This window comes from Acinetobacter sp. ANC_7553, from assembly GCF_056779895.1.
In genome coordinates, this window is record NZ_JBWYIV010000018.1 from 1 (window position 1) to 16,104 (window position 16,104).

Genomic DNA, 16,104 nt, shown 5'->3' on the forward strand with positions numbered 1-16,104 from the left:
GTTAAAGTTGTTTTACCATGGTCAACGTGACCGATTGTGCCCACGTTAACGTGTGGCTTATTACGTTCAAACTTAGCCTTAGCCATGAGATCTTCCTCGTTTACGTCGAACACAATTCTAAGATTGTTCAGTATCGACCTGTCGCCAAAAAAATGACACTTTAAATACTTGAAAAGCAGACTAATAAGCCTGCTTTCTTTAAAACTTTGTAGAAATTTCTACTAAACTGTATATCTGGAGCTCTTATCGAGATTTGAACTCGAGACCTCTCCCTTACCAAGGGAGTGCTCTACCACTGAGCTATAAGAGCATTTAACACTTCGATGGAGCGGGAGACGAGGGTCGAACTCGCGACATGCAGCTTGGAAGGCTGCCGCTCTACCAACTGAGCTACTCCCGCATATTGGTAAGACACTAGATCGAAGTTTTAAAATTGGTGGTGAGAGAAGGATTCGAACCTTCGAAGCTTACGCGGCAGAGTTACAGTCTGCTCCCTTTGACCGCTCGGGAATCTCACCATTTACACTTACTTCAGTGTTGTTCTTTACTCGACTACTTAAACTCTCTAAGATGGTGCCGGCACACGGATTCGAACTGTGGACCTACTGATTACAAGTCAGTTGCTCTACCAACTGAGCTATGCCGGCGTTTCTTAGTGTTTCGTACGTTTCGTATCGGAACGGTGTGCAGTTTAGCAAAACTTGAAATCCGTGCAAGTGTTTTTTTCAAAAAAAACCCTAAAAACTCACAAAATCAATCCGTTTGATGATAATTCAACCGCTTTGATCACTGCGCGAGCTTTTATTTGGGTTTCATTCCATTCAGAATCAGGATTTGAGTCTGCAACAAGACCCGCACCAGCCTGTACATAAACCTTATTTTCGCGAATAACACAGGTTCTAATTGCGATAGACATGTCCATTTCACCATGCCAGCCTAAATAACCAACAGCACCGCCAAAAATTCCACGTTTTACTGGCTCAACTTCGTCAATAATTTCCATAGCACGAATTTTTGGCGCCCCAGAAAGTGTTCCTGCAGGGAATGTTGCTTTAAAAACATCCAAAGCATCTACGCCTTCCGCAACTTCCCCTTGCACATTAGAAACAATATGCATGACATGTGAATAACGTTCGATCACCATTTGATCAGTGACTTGCACTTTACCGATTTTTGATACACGCCCAATATCATTGCGACCCAAATCAATCAACATTAAGTGCTCTGCGATTTCTTTCTCATCGGAAAGTAAATCTTTTTCCAGCGCTAAATCTTCTTCTTTGGTTTTACCGCGTGGTCGTGTGCCCGCTAATGGGCGCACAGTCGCCACCCCATTTTCTAAACGCGATAAAATTTCTGGTGATGAGCCCACAATATAAAATGGCTTTTCATCACTAAGCGTTTTTCCTTGTACTAAAAACAGATATGGTGAAGGATTAAGATGACGTAATGCACGATATACTTGTAAAGGATCACCATCAAAGTCCGATACCATGCGATGACCAGGAACCACCTGCATCACATCACCCGCACGAATGTACTCTTTAACCGTTTCAATCGATTCTAAGAATTTTTCTTTACCTGTTAATGATTCAAAATGAGGGGCCGTGTGAGGCTTTGCCTGCAAGCTCACCGGTGTGGCAAGTAATGATTCAATTTCATCCAGCTGGCTTTGTGCTTTATTAAAAGCATCCGCATCCTGTGTATCCGCATGTACGATAATAAATAGCGTGTCTTTTAAATTATCAAAAACTACAACTGTTTTAGACAACATGAGCCATAAATCTGGCAATCCAACAGGATCAGCATCAGGAACGTTATTTAAGCGCGGTTCAATATAACGTACCGCGTCATAACCTAGATAGCCCACCAAGCCCCCTGTAAAGTTAGGCAAATCTGGAAGTTCTGCTTTTGATGGCACTTTGAACTGCGATTGAAAGTCACGGATATACTGGAAAGGATCCTGGCATTCAAACGATTCGACTTGACCGTCAGCATTCTGAATTGTTAACTGTCCTGCATTACAAGAGAATACGGTTGACTCACCTAGACCAATAATGGAATAACGCGCCCAGTTTTCACCACCTTCTACAGACTCAAATAAATAGGCTTGTTGATGTTGTTTTAAACGTGCAAATACTGACAATGGAGTATCAGTATCTGCTAAGCGTTGGCGATAAACTGGAATTAAGTTAAAACCTTGTGATTGAAGTTGTTGAAATTGAGTTGACGTTGTCATGAGGAATTCTCTGTAGTTTTCGATGCATATTGAATGTTCTATAAGGTCTGCGCTGAGAGACGCCATCGAAAAACATTAAAACTATTCATTCCTCTACCCTTCTTTATTTATTACAACTTATTTAGAAATCAACACAGTTAAATCATCAACTACTTGTTGCGGCTTACATAACTGAATATCTTCACCATGATTATAACCATAGCTTACGACAATACAATCAATACCCGCACGGCGCGCTGCCTCTACATCATTCGATGAGTCACCAATCATCAAGGTATTGTCCAGATCAGTTCCAAAGGCCTCAACACAATGCAACAAAGGTTTAGGATCTGGTTTTCTCACCTCAAAACGATCTCCACCCACCGTATCCACAAAATAGTGATCCATCTTTAATTCAGCCAATATTTTTCTAGCGGGTAATTCCGGCTTATTCGTGACACACACCATTTTTTTTTGATGAGCTCGACCCCACTCTAAAAATTCGATAATGCCGTGAAATGGACGCGTATCCACGCACGGTTCGGCATTATAAATTTCTAAAAAAGTATCCAATAATTGTTGATGCTCAGAAGGCTCTACACGCCCAGTCAGATGCATTAAAACACTCTGACAGAACAATGAAGTCCCTTTGCCAATCCAATTTCGAACTTGAGATTCTGTGACCAAAGGCAGTTCTAATACATTCAAACTCATATTCATGGCACGATATAGATCAAATGCCGAATCAACCAAAGTTCCATCCAGATCAAAAAGAATTAAGTCACGCTGTTCCAAATTCGCAATATTCATTATTTTAAACCTAACAAAAAAGGCATGCGAAAGCATGCCTTAAAAAATCACATGCAACTTAGTTGAAAATAAACCAGGCAACCAGTGCCACAATCACTAACACCAATAATGCCATTAAGCCAATATTGGCATTTTTTTGAGTTTCCAACTCTTTTTCCGTACAAGTTGCAGGAATATTTACCTCATACGCTTCATGCTTATTGACAGTTGTATTAACATCAACTCCCTCAGGAATTGGCGCTGGTTTAGGAATTCCTACATTTTGAGGCATACCATCTCGACTAAGCTGAACTGAGCTATCTCGCTCTTTCAGATCAGGCATACCCTGCTCAAGCATTTCAGCTGCTGCTGTCTTCTCTACTGCAACCTTTGAAGAAATTTCAGCTGTTGCGATTGCTTCGCTAGGCTGCTGAACATCTTGTAATGTTTGTGCAGATTGCGCAGGTGCTAAAACTGAAAATTTATGGCTAGCAAATTGCAGAATATCGCCATCTTTAACAATAGTTTCGCCTTCAGCAACTTTTGTATCGTTAATAAACGTGCCATTTGACGAACCTAAGTCTTGAACAGTGAGCACCTGCTCTTTTAGAAACAAAGCAGCATGACGGCGTGATACATCTGCAGACTGAATCAAAATATCTGCATCTTGATGACGACCCACCAACATGTCTCGATCGATATCAACTTCTTTACCCGCAAATTCGCCAGTAATTGTTTGTAATTTCCAAGTCATAGTTTCGATCCATTATTCAAGTTTTGACATTTTAACATGGCTGTTTTCGAGATTCACATTGAACGCATGTTATCGAGATGGTCTCAATGTCGTGGTTGTGACCGTATTTTGTGTTCTTTGCACATCTTGTTTTGGCTCAATCGCGACAGGGGTTTCCACCACGACTTGGGCATTGTTTGTATTTGTTGTGGCAACTTGATTGTAAATCACAGGCTTTGGCAGCACTCGCGTTGATTTCACCACAGGATCCTGAGTCACGATGACATTTGGACGTTCAATCACACGCCCTACTGGCTTAGACTGCGCTGTTGGAGCAGTATAACGCTGTGCCTGTGGCTCTACTGCTTGAGGCGTTGATGGCACTACGATAGGCTTGACGGGTTGAGGAGTACTTGATACAGGCAACCGCTGTTGGAAGATATCATCAACATTATCCGGTAACTTCTTAAATGTCCCATCACCATCCAGTGCTAACTGCAAACTGTATAAACGATCATAGCGTTGCTGTGACAATCTACGAATATCAGCCGTATCTCCTACGATTGTTGGATGAATAAAAACGAGTAGGTTTCGTTTCACATTATTCTTTGCATCTGCTCTAAACAGTCTACCCAAACCAGGAATCGAGCTTAAACCTGGGACGCCTTGACGCGTTAACTTAGTATCATCTGAAATCAGACCACCCAGTACAATTGTTTGACCATTTTCAGCCAAAATCGAGGTTTTTATGGCACGCTTAGTGGTCACCAAGTCTTTCGCCTCACCACTATCTGGCTTCACCGAGGATACTTCTTGTTCTACAGCAAGACGAACTGTTCCACCTTCACCAATTTGCGGAATGACCTTTAATGTTACACCAACATCTTTACGCTCAATTGAAGTATAAGGGTTTGCTGTTCCACCTGTCGTTGTCACAGATCCTGTCTGGAATGGGACATTCTCACCCACAACGATATAAGCTTCCTCGTTATCCATGGTGACAATCGATGGTGTAGACAGTAAGTTCGACTTAGTATTGGTCTTCAATGCCTGAATCAGTGCGCCATACAGTTTACGCGATCCATTCGCACCTTCTTTATATTCACCTAAGGCCAATGAAGCACCAGCTCCAATCAAACCAGCACCCGTAGCTACATTACCAAGGAATCCAGAAGCCAATTGACTCAGCCCCACACCCGCTTTATCAAAATTGATTACACCAATACCACTACTGATGTCACCTAGTGCCCACTGAACACCCAATTGATCTACGTCATTTCCTTCAACTTCAACAATAGCAGCCTCAATGAGAATTTGTTGACGACGCACGTCAAGTTGATGAATAGCAGATTCAATTTCACGCATGAGTTGAGGATCTGCTTTTACCACTAATGCATTTTGTGCACCATCAGCAATAATACTCACGCCATTACTATTAAAACTTGTAATATCTTGTTGATTTTGATTTGAACCACTATTCAAATTAATCGCTGGGGTATTCACACTCCCATTTGAAGACGTATTACTCGAGGTATTATTAATTAATGAGTTACTAGCACTTGAATTGGAGCTTGAACTATTTGAATTACTGGCACTATTCACCGCCTGACCAGATACTAAACCTTGTAAAATTTCAGCCAAATTTTTTGCGCTTGCATACTTAAGCTTAAATACTTTTAGACCGCCTAAGCGATCAGCTGAAGGAACATCAAGCATTTCGATCATTTGACGAATGCGTTTACGAGTACTTGGATCACCCTTGATCAAAATCCTATTAGTACGTGCATCTGCGATAATACGTACTCGAGAACCTGAAATGTCTTTGGCACCACCCGTAGAAGACATTGAATCCAACAAAACTATCAGCTCTTCAGCTTGGCTAGACTGCAAGCTAATAGCCTCAATATCGTTTTGTCCCGTTCCATCTAAATTACGAATAATCGTTTCAAGCTGTGCAATATTATTCGCACGATCTGAGACTATAAGCGCATTTGTACCTTGTACCGCCGCCAAATGCGCAAATTGCGGCATGAGTGGTCTTAACGCGGGTATTAGATCATTGGGGTTAGTATTTTCCAGCCAAATGACACGAGTGACCACTTGATCACCTCGTGCGTTCCGAGAGGCATCAAAAGGCACACCTGAATTTTTTACATTATTGTCAGGGACTAAGCGGATAGTGTTACCCGCAGGTACAGCAACAACGCCATTAACGTTTAACACACCCAAGAACAAATCATAGACTTCAGCTTTGTTTAAAGCCTTATTTGAAATGACCGTCACATTACCCCGAACCCGCGGATCAACTGCGAAGTTTTTTCCCGTGATATCTGCCACTTCATTAATAAATGCAGTTAAATCTGCATCACGCAGGTTAATTTTCCAAGTTTGCGCTTGCGCAGCGGTACTTGCGACAGCCAATACTGGTGCTACTGCGACCATCGCCCAAAGTGACCGATTTCGATTTAAAAAATCCATAACTTGTTATATTTCCTAATACTTTATGCAAATTTACACATTTTAAAATTCTTGTTGGAAGGTCATCACTTGATCACCTCGTTTTACTTCAATGCGAACTTTACCTTCTCGTTTAGTCTGTTCTAGCAGTTGTGCATCGCTTTGTCCTTGACCGACTGACTGCCCATTCAAGGATAAAACGCGATCACCAGGTCTTAATCCCAGTTTGCTTCTCAAAAATGCAGGCGTTCGATCCGTGACTTCATAACCTTGACCACTGTCAGTGTTGACACCCATATTACTTAAGTATTGTTCACGATTTTCTTGAATTTGATTGATTGCCTGACCAATGGCATTTTGAGTGGTCGTTTGACCAGAATTCGGTGTTACGTTAGCAGAATTTTGCTGTGCGTCAGGTACCATTGGCTGATTAAGATTCTCTATTCCAGTAAATCTCAACTCAGTCGTCGCACCACTCGGCTGTTTCAATACCACATGATCCCAATATACTTCTGAAAGCTGATAAGAACTTCCTTCCAAAGTTTGTCCAATGGTATAACGATCAGCAACCTCTCGCACTTTAATCACGGCTGAAGATTGACTACTTGGCGTCGAAACCACAACCCCTTGCAACGTAAGCGCTAAATTAGCATCAGCACCACTCACTTGCGCACCTGTTTCTTGAAACAAAGAGAAACTCGATATATTCGGAACAGGAGGTTGCTGCGAACCTAATGCGACTCGCTCAACTTGCATGACTTGCGGTGGTGCAACCACCAACCAAAATAATGAAGCGAGCTTCCACATTAAGATTAAAATCAGAATAAATAAAGTAAGCGGAGCAATTCGATCTAAATCTTTAAATGAAATTTGTGAAAACTTATCTTGGAATCCCTTCATTAGAAGCCTCCACTCAGCAGTGGCTGTCTCGTACTGACAACAAAGGTATCCAAACCAGCTTTACCATCATATGAAGGCACATTCATTAATAATCTTTGGGTCACCTGTGCATCCAACATTAATGCAGGATCTAAACTAAGGTTGGCCATTTTTTGCCCGCGCTGATCTTGTACATCAATGAGCAGTTTTCCAGCTTCGTCTGAAAATTGCCCTTTTAAAGATGGCATATTCATTCGTTCTTGTTTCTGGGCAAAGGTATAAGTTAGCGTACCACCACCCCATTGCATCTCTCCGGCGGTTTTTGCAAAACCATCGTTTTGTTTGAATTGAAATGCTACATCCTTCAACTGAATACTATTCTGAGGCCATTGCCAATCCACAAATGTTTTGAGTGTTTCAGGGGCAATATTTCCATTCATATTTTTGATAATTATTTTTTTTCCAAGCCCATAACCCACCACACCGTTGAGTTGCGTCTGACCACTATGTATTTCTAAGTTGGCACCAGCTCTTAATAAAATCAGATCGAGAGGACGTGTTTGCCAGATGACAGAACCTGCAAGATTTCCTTTTTGCCAATCTGCTTGACCTTGCCAGATATTGCCACTGACATTTTTTAAAATTTGATTATTTTTATAAAATTTAGCAATGAGCCACGATGCTGGAACTTGTAAAAAAACAAATAATAAAAAAGCGAAGATAGCGACGCTTAACCACACCATTTTTTTTGATTTTTTTATCATTCCATGTATACCAACATCTAAGTCTAATTAACCGCAAAATGTTTGAAAATTTTCTATCTTGGTATTATGCATAAATTTTACACTTCTCCAATTCACTTATAAAAAAACCAAGCAGATTTGCTTGGTTTTTTTAATATTAGTGTCATTACATGACAAATCAGTGAAATTAGATAAGGAAATCTTCTAATTTGGCACCTTTTTCAAGCTCTGCAACCAACCAACGTGGCTTCTTTCCACGCCCTGTCCAAGTCTCCGCAGTATTATTTTTATTACGATAACGAGGCTCTACAGATTTACGCGTGCTTTTCTTACGCTTTTGTGCACCATATTCAATGAATTGCTCTAAAGACATACCCACTGATTCAGCAATTTGAGTAATCTGATGATAAGCATCTTCAATTTCCTGATCTTTCTTAGACTCGATCAAAGCTTGGGCTTCAGCAGTTAACTTTCTTAACTCTTCAACAGATAAATTACTAATATCAGGCATAACATTTACTCCAAAAAATTCAATATCATTATTAGATTTATAAAGCGCCATCTTATTGTTATAAATTATTTTAATCAATCCATCATGTTATTTAATATACATAAATAAAACAAATAATTTAACACATTAATTAACCGAGTCTATTTCTATTATTTTTTCTCTAATATGCTCTGGAATCAAAACCTTTTGCATTGTATTTTTATCCACACAAACTATAACGGCCTCAGCAATTGCCACAATTTCATTCTGTTGCTCACTCCAAACTGTATATTCCATCCTGAAGGCAGAGTTACGCAATTCAACCACTTTAGTTCCAATGCGTAAATAATCAGGATAAAACACTGGTTTAAGATATTTACAACTATTTGAAGCCACAACAGTATTAATATCTAACGCTAAGATTTCTAATTGATTCAAATACTCTATTCGAGCAGTTTCAATATAGCGATAATAAATCACATTATTGACATGTCCAAAAGCATCCATATCACCCCAAGCGACTTTTTGATGGGTAATGACTTTGTACTCATTCATTTGTTTCATTCATCATTCTCATAACTTAAATTGAATAAATTTATTATGGGTCTCAAAGACACTGTTCAATTGCTGAGTTAATACAGCATTGCCTTTTAATACAGATTTAATTCTTAAATAGTTCATTAAAGGGTGATCAGGATATAATTGCAATAATGCCTCAGCATCCTGTTCACGATGAGTCGCAGTATAAATATGCCATTTAGAAAAACTCAAAATCGGTAATCCAGGATATTTCATTTCAAAATGATCAATCTGGTTTTCAAGCATTTCATAATCAGGATTTTGTTTTAACAATTGTTGTTGAAACCATAAATAAAAAATATCCTGATCGAACCGTTCTTCTAATAAAGACAAAGAAAGTTGAGTTTCATCAAAAGCCATCTCAGGAATGCGAGAAATAAGTTTTAACCATAACGATTTAATACCATATGAAGACGACACAATTTGATCACTCATTTGAGCATACCGAATTTGAATAAGCTCTAAATCTGTATTTGAAACGTTGTCAAAATCATTGAGTAGCTTTAAAAGCCATTTCTTTTTATGTTCCAAATCTAAATGACCATATTGCGTGGCTTTTAAATAATGCCATGGATATTGAATCGCAAATCTACCCCATAGATGATTCAACTTATGCTGATAAGCATCTTCAAGATCTTTTAACCAAGGTGACAGCATATGACCATGTAAAAACTCTAAATGGGTTAAAGCCTGATCTGGAAGCTCTTGAGCTAAATAAATTTCAATACGCTGGAGTTCAGCCAATTCAAAAGCATCTGCAGGACTTTGTTGTAAAACACTCAACGCATCATCAATACGATCTTGCTTCAACCATATACGAGATTGAATAACCTCTTTGAGTAATCCTGAATTCTCAAACACAGGTTGTAAATATTCTCGCTGTTTTGTGTTTGCCTCCAAAACCCACAAAACTCCTAATTTTTCATACGTATGTAACCTTGAAAAGTCTGTAACTTGTTGAATTTTACGCTGCTCTCTTGATCTCATCTTTCCAACCCAAAACCATAAAAAATGAAGAGATAAAGCAACGAATAGAAAAAAAAATGAAACAAACCAGAGGTTCGTTTGAATCTGAATACCGTGCCAAAGCATGTAAATATAACCTGGCCCTTCTTGATAACTCAGCACACTTAACACGGCTAATATCATTAAACCAACTAATGCATAAACTATAAAAATATGTTTCATGATTAGCCCTCTAAAATTGCTTTACTGTTCAATTTAGGGACAGGTAAAAGTTGTGTTTGTTTGAGATGTTTCGCTTTATTTTTTATTTTGATTGCCGCAGCATCAGGCAGTTGATCCAGTTCATCGATAATTGAGGTCAGTGCATTTTGATAATCAATGTATTGTCCTTGTTGTAGTGCTCTTTGAGCAAATAACACTCTCAATTGAACTTCTTTTAAAACTAATCTTCGATTAAGTAATACCGGCATCTGTTCATCAACGCGTTCAACTTTGAATACACGCTCAAACCATGAGGATTGCGAAGAGTTATCACTCGTGAGTTGCTGTACTTGTTGTTCATTTTTCAAATTTGCATCAATATTTTCAAGCAAGTCTCCTAACTGAGCAATTTGAATATTTTTTGCCACAACATATTGTTGAATCATTTTTTGATCATGCTCAACAGCTCGATGCATTGAAACCTGCAATGTATCTGCCAAAGCCAAGCGCTCAACCAGTTGATCCAGTTGATTGAGTTGCTCAAGCGCATATACAAACTCATGTTGATCTAAGGCAAATTGAATTAGCTCTAATTTTTGACTTAAGAGTTTGATTGGATTGATTTCAAATTGAATTTCTTGTTGATTCTTGTTTTGCTGAGGTGGATTGGATTGAGACGAAACCTGCTGATTTGAGCGCTGAATTGCTACCAACTGATCATTCAAACTTGCCACTAATTGCTCTGATTTATGTTGAGTTTGTTGTAGCAACTCAACTTTTTTTTGTAATGAAAAATGATCATAGCTGAGTTTAATCAACCAAATGATTAAGCCTAAAATGAATAGATATAAAATTTTCTTCATGAGTGCCTATGTTCACTTTCAAGCTGCGACAAAATCGTATCTGGCATTAAGTCCGCAATTTGAGTGATTTGAAATTTAGTATTTGAGGTCTGTTGATACTTACACACGATCTGATATAACCGATCCGCCAAAACCAAGTAATGACCGTGTTGCATAAATATAGGATAATTTTTGCATAAACTCAGCCAATTTTTCCAACTGGCTTCACTACTAATCAATACAGCATAAGGTTGTGGATTTGCATTGAATGCTTCAAGTAGATGTTTAAATTTATCTTGAGCATCACTTGGGCAGTAGCGGGAGTATAAAACAAAATTAAGCACTTGAATTTTAGCAACACGACACTGCTGCATCATGAACTGACGACCACCCTCACCCCGCCAAAACGCAATACGTTTGAGATCAGCGTTTTGTGTTAAAACCGGAAGACTTAACATTCCTTCAGAAGTTTCAACATCTGGAACTAAACTTTTAACACCATATCGACTTAGGGCTTCAGCTGTTTTCCGACCAACCGCAATCCATTTGATATGATTTAAATCGGTCAATCTAAGTCCCGATTTTTCAAGAAACCGCATGCCAACTTCAACTGCTGTTGGACTGACAACCACAATCACTTGTGCTGAAATTAATTGCTGAAAGCGCTGATCAAGTTCATCACTCCAATGAACAGCAGCCAACTCTAGTACAGATAACTCGATAGGCTCATATCCTGCACGTACCAGTGCCTCATTAAGAGGCTTAGCACGATCTACAGGTCGAGTATTGATAAACTTCATTTCATTGTTTTATTTATACAGTGCTTTTAATAAATCAGCAGCACCTTGGTCAATCAAAGCTTTTGCAAGTGAAACACCCAACGTTTCAGCTTGTTCAACTGGACCTTCTACTTTAGCAACCAATAATGTTTGACCATCCACACTGCCTACGCGCCCCTCTAATTGAATCTGTTGATCATTTAAAGTCGCATATCCCGCAATCGGTACCTGACATCCACCTTCTAGATAAGTATTAAATGCACGTTCTGCACGAACACACGCATCTGTTTCTGGATGTAATAAAGGTCGAATCAACTCTAATACGCGTGCATCGTCACCTCGACACTCAAGACCTAATGCACCTTGGCCAACTGCGGGTAAACTCGTCTGTGCATCCAGCGTGTGTCGAATACGCTCTGCTAAACCTAAACGTTTTAAGCCTGCACTTGCCAGAATGATGGCATCGTAAAGCCCATCATCAAGCTTAGATAGTCGTGTGCCTACATTTCCACGTAAATCTATAATCTCAAGATCTGGACGGGCTTTTAAAATTTGACATTTACGACGCAAACTTGAGGTTCCCACTTTGGCACCAAGGGGCAAATCTTCAAACTTGCTATAAGTATTCGAAACAAAAGCATCTAAAGCATCTTCTCGCTCGCAAATCACGGCAAGACTTAATCCTTCTGGGAGCGCCATCGGCACATCTTTCATGGAATGGACAGCCAGATCTGCACGACCATCAAGTAATGCAGCCTCAAGCTCTTTAACAAATAAACCTTTTCCACCAATCTTGGCTAAAGGGGTGTCTAAAATTTTATCGCCTTGGGTCACAAACGTCACCAACTCAACTTTTAGACCAGCATGTAGGGTCTCAAGTCGCTCACGAATATGCTCCGCCTGCCATAAAGCCAATGGACTTTGACGAGTTGCAATTTTTAAGGTTTTGATCATTTTAATGCTGCCAAACTTTAGACATCCTAAACTTACCCTGCTGTCCCAAAATTGCAAGTAAATTGTTCAGCAATATCTATAATTTTAGGCAACTAAATATTTTGCATTCTTTCTCTGAGCAGAGGTAAATGACGGCGACTCACCGCCAATTTCTCTTCAAGTTCACGACAACGAACTTGATACTGGCCTGAAGCAACCAACTCCAATCCATCCAAATAATCCAATGCAATCAGCGCATTTCGATGAATTCGTATAAATTTATTTGAAAACTCACGCTCTAGATCTTTTAAAGTCTCATCAATCAACACACTGCCGTTTTTGTGTCGTACTGTTACGTATTTCTGATCAGCTAGAAAATAGTAAACATTTTCGATAGGAATGAGTTCAAGACCACGATACGTTTTCGCAGCGATTTGCTGACGTTGATGTTTTTCTTCCATATTTTCTTTTTGTTCTATATTCGACATTTGAGCTTGAGTAAGTTTAGTTAAATTATTGAGTGTATTTTCTAATTCTGATTTGATAATCGGTTTTAATAAATAGCCTTTCGCTTGTGCCTGAATAGCAGTCAAAGCATGCTCATCATAGGCCGTGCAAAAAACAATAGCGGGCATTGGGTTTAGCTGTGAAAGATGCTGAGCACATGTCAAACCATCCATTTCAGGCATTTGGATGTCAAGTAAAATTACATCAGGCTCATATTGTTGCACTAAGGTCAAAGCTTCTTTTCCATGGTGCGCAGTTGCAACAACTTGATGCCCCAATTGAGTGACCAAGCGAGATAAGCGCTCAACCGCGAGTGGCTCATCATCACAAATTAGGATGTCCATTGTTCCTCCTTGCTCAAGTTAACGTTGCTTATTTTAATGTATTAACTTGATTTTATTTATATTGGTACTGGACTACAGTCGTGTAAATTCCATTACCTGCATGACTCCTAAACTGTACCGTATACCCATAATGTGCTTTCAAACGCTGTTTCACGTTTTCTATCGCAATACCATTCCCCTCCCTATTGGCCATTTTATCGGCTATATAAGGGTTAGTAATGACTATAGTGACTTGATTTTGTAATATTTCAACCAATATGACAATCTTTGCATCAATTAACTTTTTCTCCACCCCATGAAAGATACTATTCTCAATTAAAGGCTGTAAAGTTAAAAAAGGGATACTTGCTTGGCCCAACTGCTCTGGTTGCAAGATATTCCATTCCACATTTAATCTCGAACCCAACCTTAGCTTTTCAACCGCCAAATAATGTTCACACAATTGGATTTCTTCTTTTAATGTGACAATTTTAAGCTCTTGAAAGCTTGCTCTAAACAGCCTTGAAAGATCGATGAGCATTTGCTCTGCTTTATCTGGATCACTCCCAATCAGACTCACCACACTATTTAAACTATTAAAAAGAAAGTGTGGATGTATTCTTGCTTGCATGGCTTGAATTCGAGCATTCAATTCACCTTGTTGCTGCTTTAACCACTCACCCCGAACATAGATATATCGTAAACAAAAAGTGATCAACAATACGCCATAGCTCATATGTAAAATCACATGATCAAATAAAAGTAACCATGAAAATTTTTGTAAAGAAAAGTTACTTCCCCAAAAAAACAGAAAATTCAAACTACAAGTAGTGAACAGGATGATGAGTTCTAATAGTACAAATGTATAAATCGCAGACTGCCAAGTGGTTAGTTTTTGCCAAAACCCCCTAAATAAATCAATTACGGCGATAAAGACCAATACCACCCAATTGATATAAAGCACATACCTGATCACCTTTGATGTCTGTAAATTTGACCAAGACTGTGACTCTGCTAGGCACAGCAATAACGCCAAAAAAATACTGGCAATAAACAGCTCTGCAAAATATTGCCATTGTCCAATACGTACAAAGAAATTGGCGTCGATAAATTCTTGTTTATCTTTTGAAGAATTATCCATAGGCAAGACTTCGGCATCTTGATTTGAATTTGTTATACTTGATGCAAAATTACTGCTTTTTCTTTTACTGAGCCGACATGACCACATCTTCTAATTCCTCTAATCCGTCACAAGCCCAAACTTCAGGTATGTGGGGCGGTCGTTTTTCCGAAGCAACTGATGCCTTTGTCGCTGAATTTACAGCATCTGTTCAATTTGACCAACGCTTTTATAAACAAGATATTGCAGGTTCAATCGCACATGCAACGATGTTGGCAAAAGTCGGTGTACTCACTGAACAAGAGCGTGATGACATCATCGCAGGCTTAACCGCAATTAAAGCGGACATTGAAGCTGGCAACTTCGAATGGCGTATTGATTTAGAAGATGTTCACATGAACATTGAATCTCGATTAACACAACGTATTGGGATTACAGGTAAGAAATTACATACAGGTCGTAGCCGTAATGACCAAGTAGCAACGGATATTCGTTTGTATGTACGTGATGAAATTGATGCCATCTTAGGGTTATTACACAAACTACAAAAAGGCATTCTAGGCTTGGCTGCTAAAAATACTAATACAATCATGCCAGGCTTTACACATCTTCAAACTGCACAGCCTGTGACGTTTGGACATCATTTAATGGCATGGTTTGAAATGCTGGTACGTGACTCAGAACGTTTGATTGACTGCCGTAAACGCGTGAATCGTATGCCTTTAGGTTCTGCTGCGCTTGCAGGTACCACTTATCCAATCGATCGTGCTTATACAGCAGAACTTTTAGGATTTGAAGCAGTTGCAGAAAACTCATTAGATGCTGTATCTGATCGTGATTTTGGTATTGAGTTTAATGCTGCGGCATCACTCATCATGATGCACTTATCTCGTATGTCTGAAGAATTAATTCTTTGGACATCTGCACAATTCAAGTTTGTGAATATTCCTGACCGCTTCTGCACAGGCTCTTCGATTATGCCTCAGAAGAAAAATCCTGATGTACCTGAACTTGTTCGTGGTAAAACAGGCCGTGTATATGGTGACTTAATGAGTCTACTTACCCTCATGAAAGGTCAACCTTTGGCATATAACAAAGACAATCAAGAAGATAAAGAACCACTATTTGATGCTATCGATACAGTTCGTGGCTCTTTGATGGCTTTCGCAGACATGATTCCTGCACTTGTTCCAAATATTCCTGAAATGCGCGAAGCAGCGCTGCGTGGTTTCTCAACAGCAACTGACCTTGCTGATTACTTGGTAAAAAATGGTGTTGCATTCCGCGATGCACATGAAATCGTCGGTAAAGCAGTTGCGCTTGGGGTACAAGAAGGTAAGGATTTATCAGAACTTACGCTTGAACAACTTCAACAATTCTCTGATTTAATTCAAGCTGACGTCTTTGAAAAAGCATTAACTTTAGAAGCTTCTGTCAATGCACGTAACCACATCGGTGGCACAGCACCAGCTCAAGTTGAAGCAGCAATTGAGCGTGCTTATGCGCGTTTAGAAGCTCTTTACGCTTAATTTCTGATTATATTTT

16 protein-coding genes and 4 tRNA genes are annotated in these 16,104 nt (G+C 39.4%); 1 reads left to right on the forward strand and 19 read right to left on the reverse strand.

The annotated features are described in order from the left end of the window. The 19 genes from AC1M9I_RS12990 to AC1M9I_RS13080 all read right to left on the reverse strand — a co-directional run. The coding region (locus AC1M9I_RS12990) for a GTP-binding protein (protein WP_001029592.1) at positions 1-86 on the reverse strand (86 nt) is incomplete at its 3' end. A 149-nt stretch (positions 87-235) separates the two neighbouring features. After that, positions 236-310 (reverse strand) — tRNA-Thr (locus AC1M9I_RS12995). 14 nt (positions 311-324) lie between these two features. Then, a tRNA-Gly gene (locus AC1M9I_RS13000) sits at positions 325-400 on the reverse strand. A 34-nt stretch (positions 401-434) separates the two neighbouring features. Further along, positions 435-518, reverse strand: a tRNA-Tyr gene (locus tag AC1M9I_RS13005). A 53-nt stretch (positions 519-571) separates the two neighbouring features. Beyond that, positions 572-647: transfer RNA gene (locus tag AC1M9I_RS13010), tRNA-Thr, on the reverse strand. Positions 648-745: 98 nt separating this feature from the next. After that, complete coding sequence (trpE, locus tag AC1M9I_RS13015) at positions 746-2,239, reverse strand: anthranilate synthase component I (RefSeq protein ID WP_481592877.1); 1,494 nt, start codon at positions 2,237-2,239, stop codon at positions 746-748. A gap of 117 nt (positions 2,240-2,356) precedes the next feature. Continuing rightward, positions 2,357-3,028, reverse strand: a complete 672-nt coding sequence (locus tag AC1M9I_RS13020) for an HAD-IA family hydrolase (protein ID WP_035270445.1) — start codon at positions 3,026-3,028, stop codon at positions 2,357-2,359. Between the two features lie 58 nt (positions 3,029-3,086). After that, a complete protein-coding gene (locus AC1M9I_RS13025) occupies positions 3,087-3,761 on the reverse strand; it encodes an FHA domain-containing protein (RefSeq protein ID WP_481611139.1) in 675 nt (224 codons plus the stop codon). A 69-nt stretch (positions 3,762-3,830) separates the two neighbouring features. Continuing rightward, entirely contained in the window at positions 3,831-6,218 is a 2,388-nt protein-coding gene (gspD, locus tag AC1M9I_RS13030; protein WP_481611140.1) for a type II secretion system secretin GspD, read from the reverse strand. Between the two features lie 42 nt (positions 6,219-6,260). Continuing rightward, positions 6,261-7,097: a type II secretion system protein N gene (locus AC1M9I_RS13035; RefSeq protein ID WP_481611141.1), complete on the reverse strand. Its 837-nt coding sequence runs from the start codon at positions 7,095-7,097 to the stop codon at positions 6,261-6,263. Next, a complete protein-coding gene (gene gspN / locus AC1M9I_RS13040; RefSeq protein ID WP_092766456.1) occupies positions 7,097-7,840 on the reverse strand; it encodes a type II secretion system protein N in 744 nt (247 codons plus the stop codon). The genes AC1M9I_RS13035 and gspN overlap by 1 nt, the downstream gene beginning before the upstream one ends. A 166-nt stretch (positions 7,841-8,006) precedes the next feature. Continuing rightward, the gene (locus AC1M9I_RS13045; protein WP_035267603.1) at positions 8,007-8,330 is read right to left on the reverse strand and encodes an H-NS histone family protein; all 324 of its coding nucleotides are present in this window, start codon (positions 8,328-8,330) and stop codon (positions 8,007-8,009) included. Between the two features lie 126 nt (positions 8,331-8,456). Beyond that, the gene (locus tag AC1M9I_RS13050) at positions 8,457-8,873 is read right to left on the reverse strand and encodes an acyl-CoA thioesterase (protein ID WP_035267539.1); all 417 of its coding nucleotides are present in this window, start codon (positions 8,871-8,873) and stop codon (positions 8,457-8,459) included. Between the two features lie 9 nt (positions 8,874-8,882). Next, positions 8,883-10,076 carry a heme biosynthesis protein HemY gene (locus tag AC1M9I_RS13055; protein WP_481594476.1) on the reverse strand — a complete coding sequence of 398 codons (1,194 nt, stop codon included), beginning with the start codon at positions 10,074-10,076 and terminating at the stop codon, positions 8,883-8,885. A gap of 2 nt (positions 10,077-10,078) precedes the next feature. Beyond that, positions 10,079-10,918: a hypothetical protein gene (locus AC1M9I_RS13060; RefSeq protein WP_481611142.1), complete on the reverse strand. Its 840-nt coding sequence runs from the start codon at positions 10,916-10,918 to the stop codon at positions 10,079-10,081. Continuing rightward, the gene (locus AC1M9I_RS13065; RefSeq protein WP_481594478.1) at positions 10,915-11,697 is read right to left on the reverse strand and encodes a uroporphyrinogen-III synthase; all 783 of its coding nucleotides are present in this window, start codon (positions 11,695-11,697) and stop codon (positions 10,915-10,917) included. The genes AC1M9I_RS13060 and AC1M9I_RS13065 overlap by 4 nt, the downstream gene beginning before the upstream one ends. Positions 11,698-11,706: 9 nt before the next feature. After that, complete coding sequence (gene hemC, locus AC1M9I_RS13070; RefSeq protein ID WP_481594550.1) at positions 11,707-12,627, reverse strand: hydroxymethylbilane synthase; 921 nt, start codon at positions 12,625-12,627, stop codon at positions 11,707-11,709. A gap of 95 nt (positions 12,628-12,722) precedes the next feature. Then, the gene (locus AC1M9I_RS13075) at positions 12,723-13,460 is read right to left on the reverse strand and encodes a LytR/AlgR family response regulator transcription factor (RefSeq protein ID WP_092766460.1); all 738 of its coding nucleotides are present in this window, start codon (positions 13,458-13,460) and stop codon (positions 12,723-12,725) included. Between the two features lie 52 nt (positions 13,461-13,512). Continuing rightward, positions 13,513-14,667 carry a sensor histidine kinase gene (locus AC1M9I_RS13080; protein WP_481611143.1) on the reverse strand — a complete coding sequence of 385 codons (1,155 nt, stop codon included), beginning with the start codon at positions 14,665-14,667 and terminating at the stop codon, positions 13,513-13,515. Between AC1M9I_RS13080 and argH the strand changes: the two genes are divergently transcribed. Next, a complete protein-coding gene (argH, locus tag AC1M9I_RS13085; RefSeq protein ID WP_481594479.1) occupies positions 14,658-16,088 on the forward strand; it encodes an argininosuccinate lyase in 1,431 nt (476 codons plus the stop codon). The genes AC1M9I_RS13080 and argH overlap by 10 nt on opposite strands. The last annotated feature ends 16 nt before the right edge of the window (positions 16,089-16,104 follow it).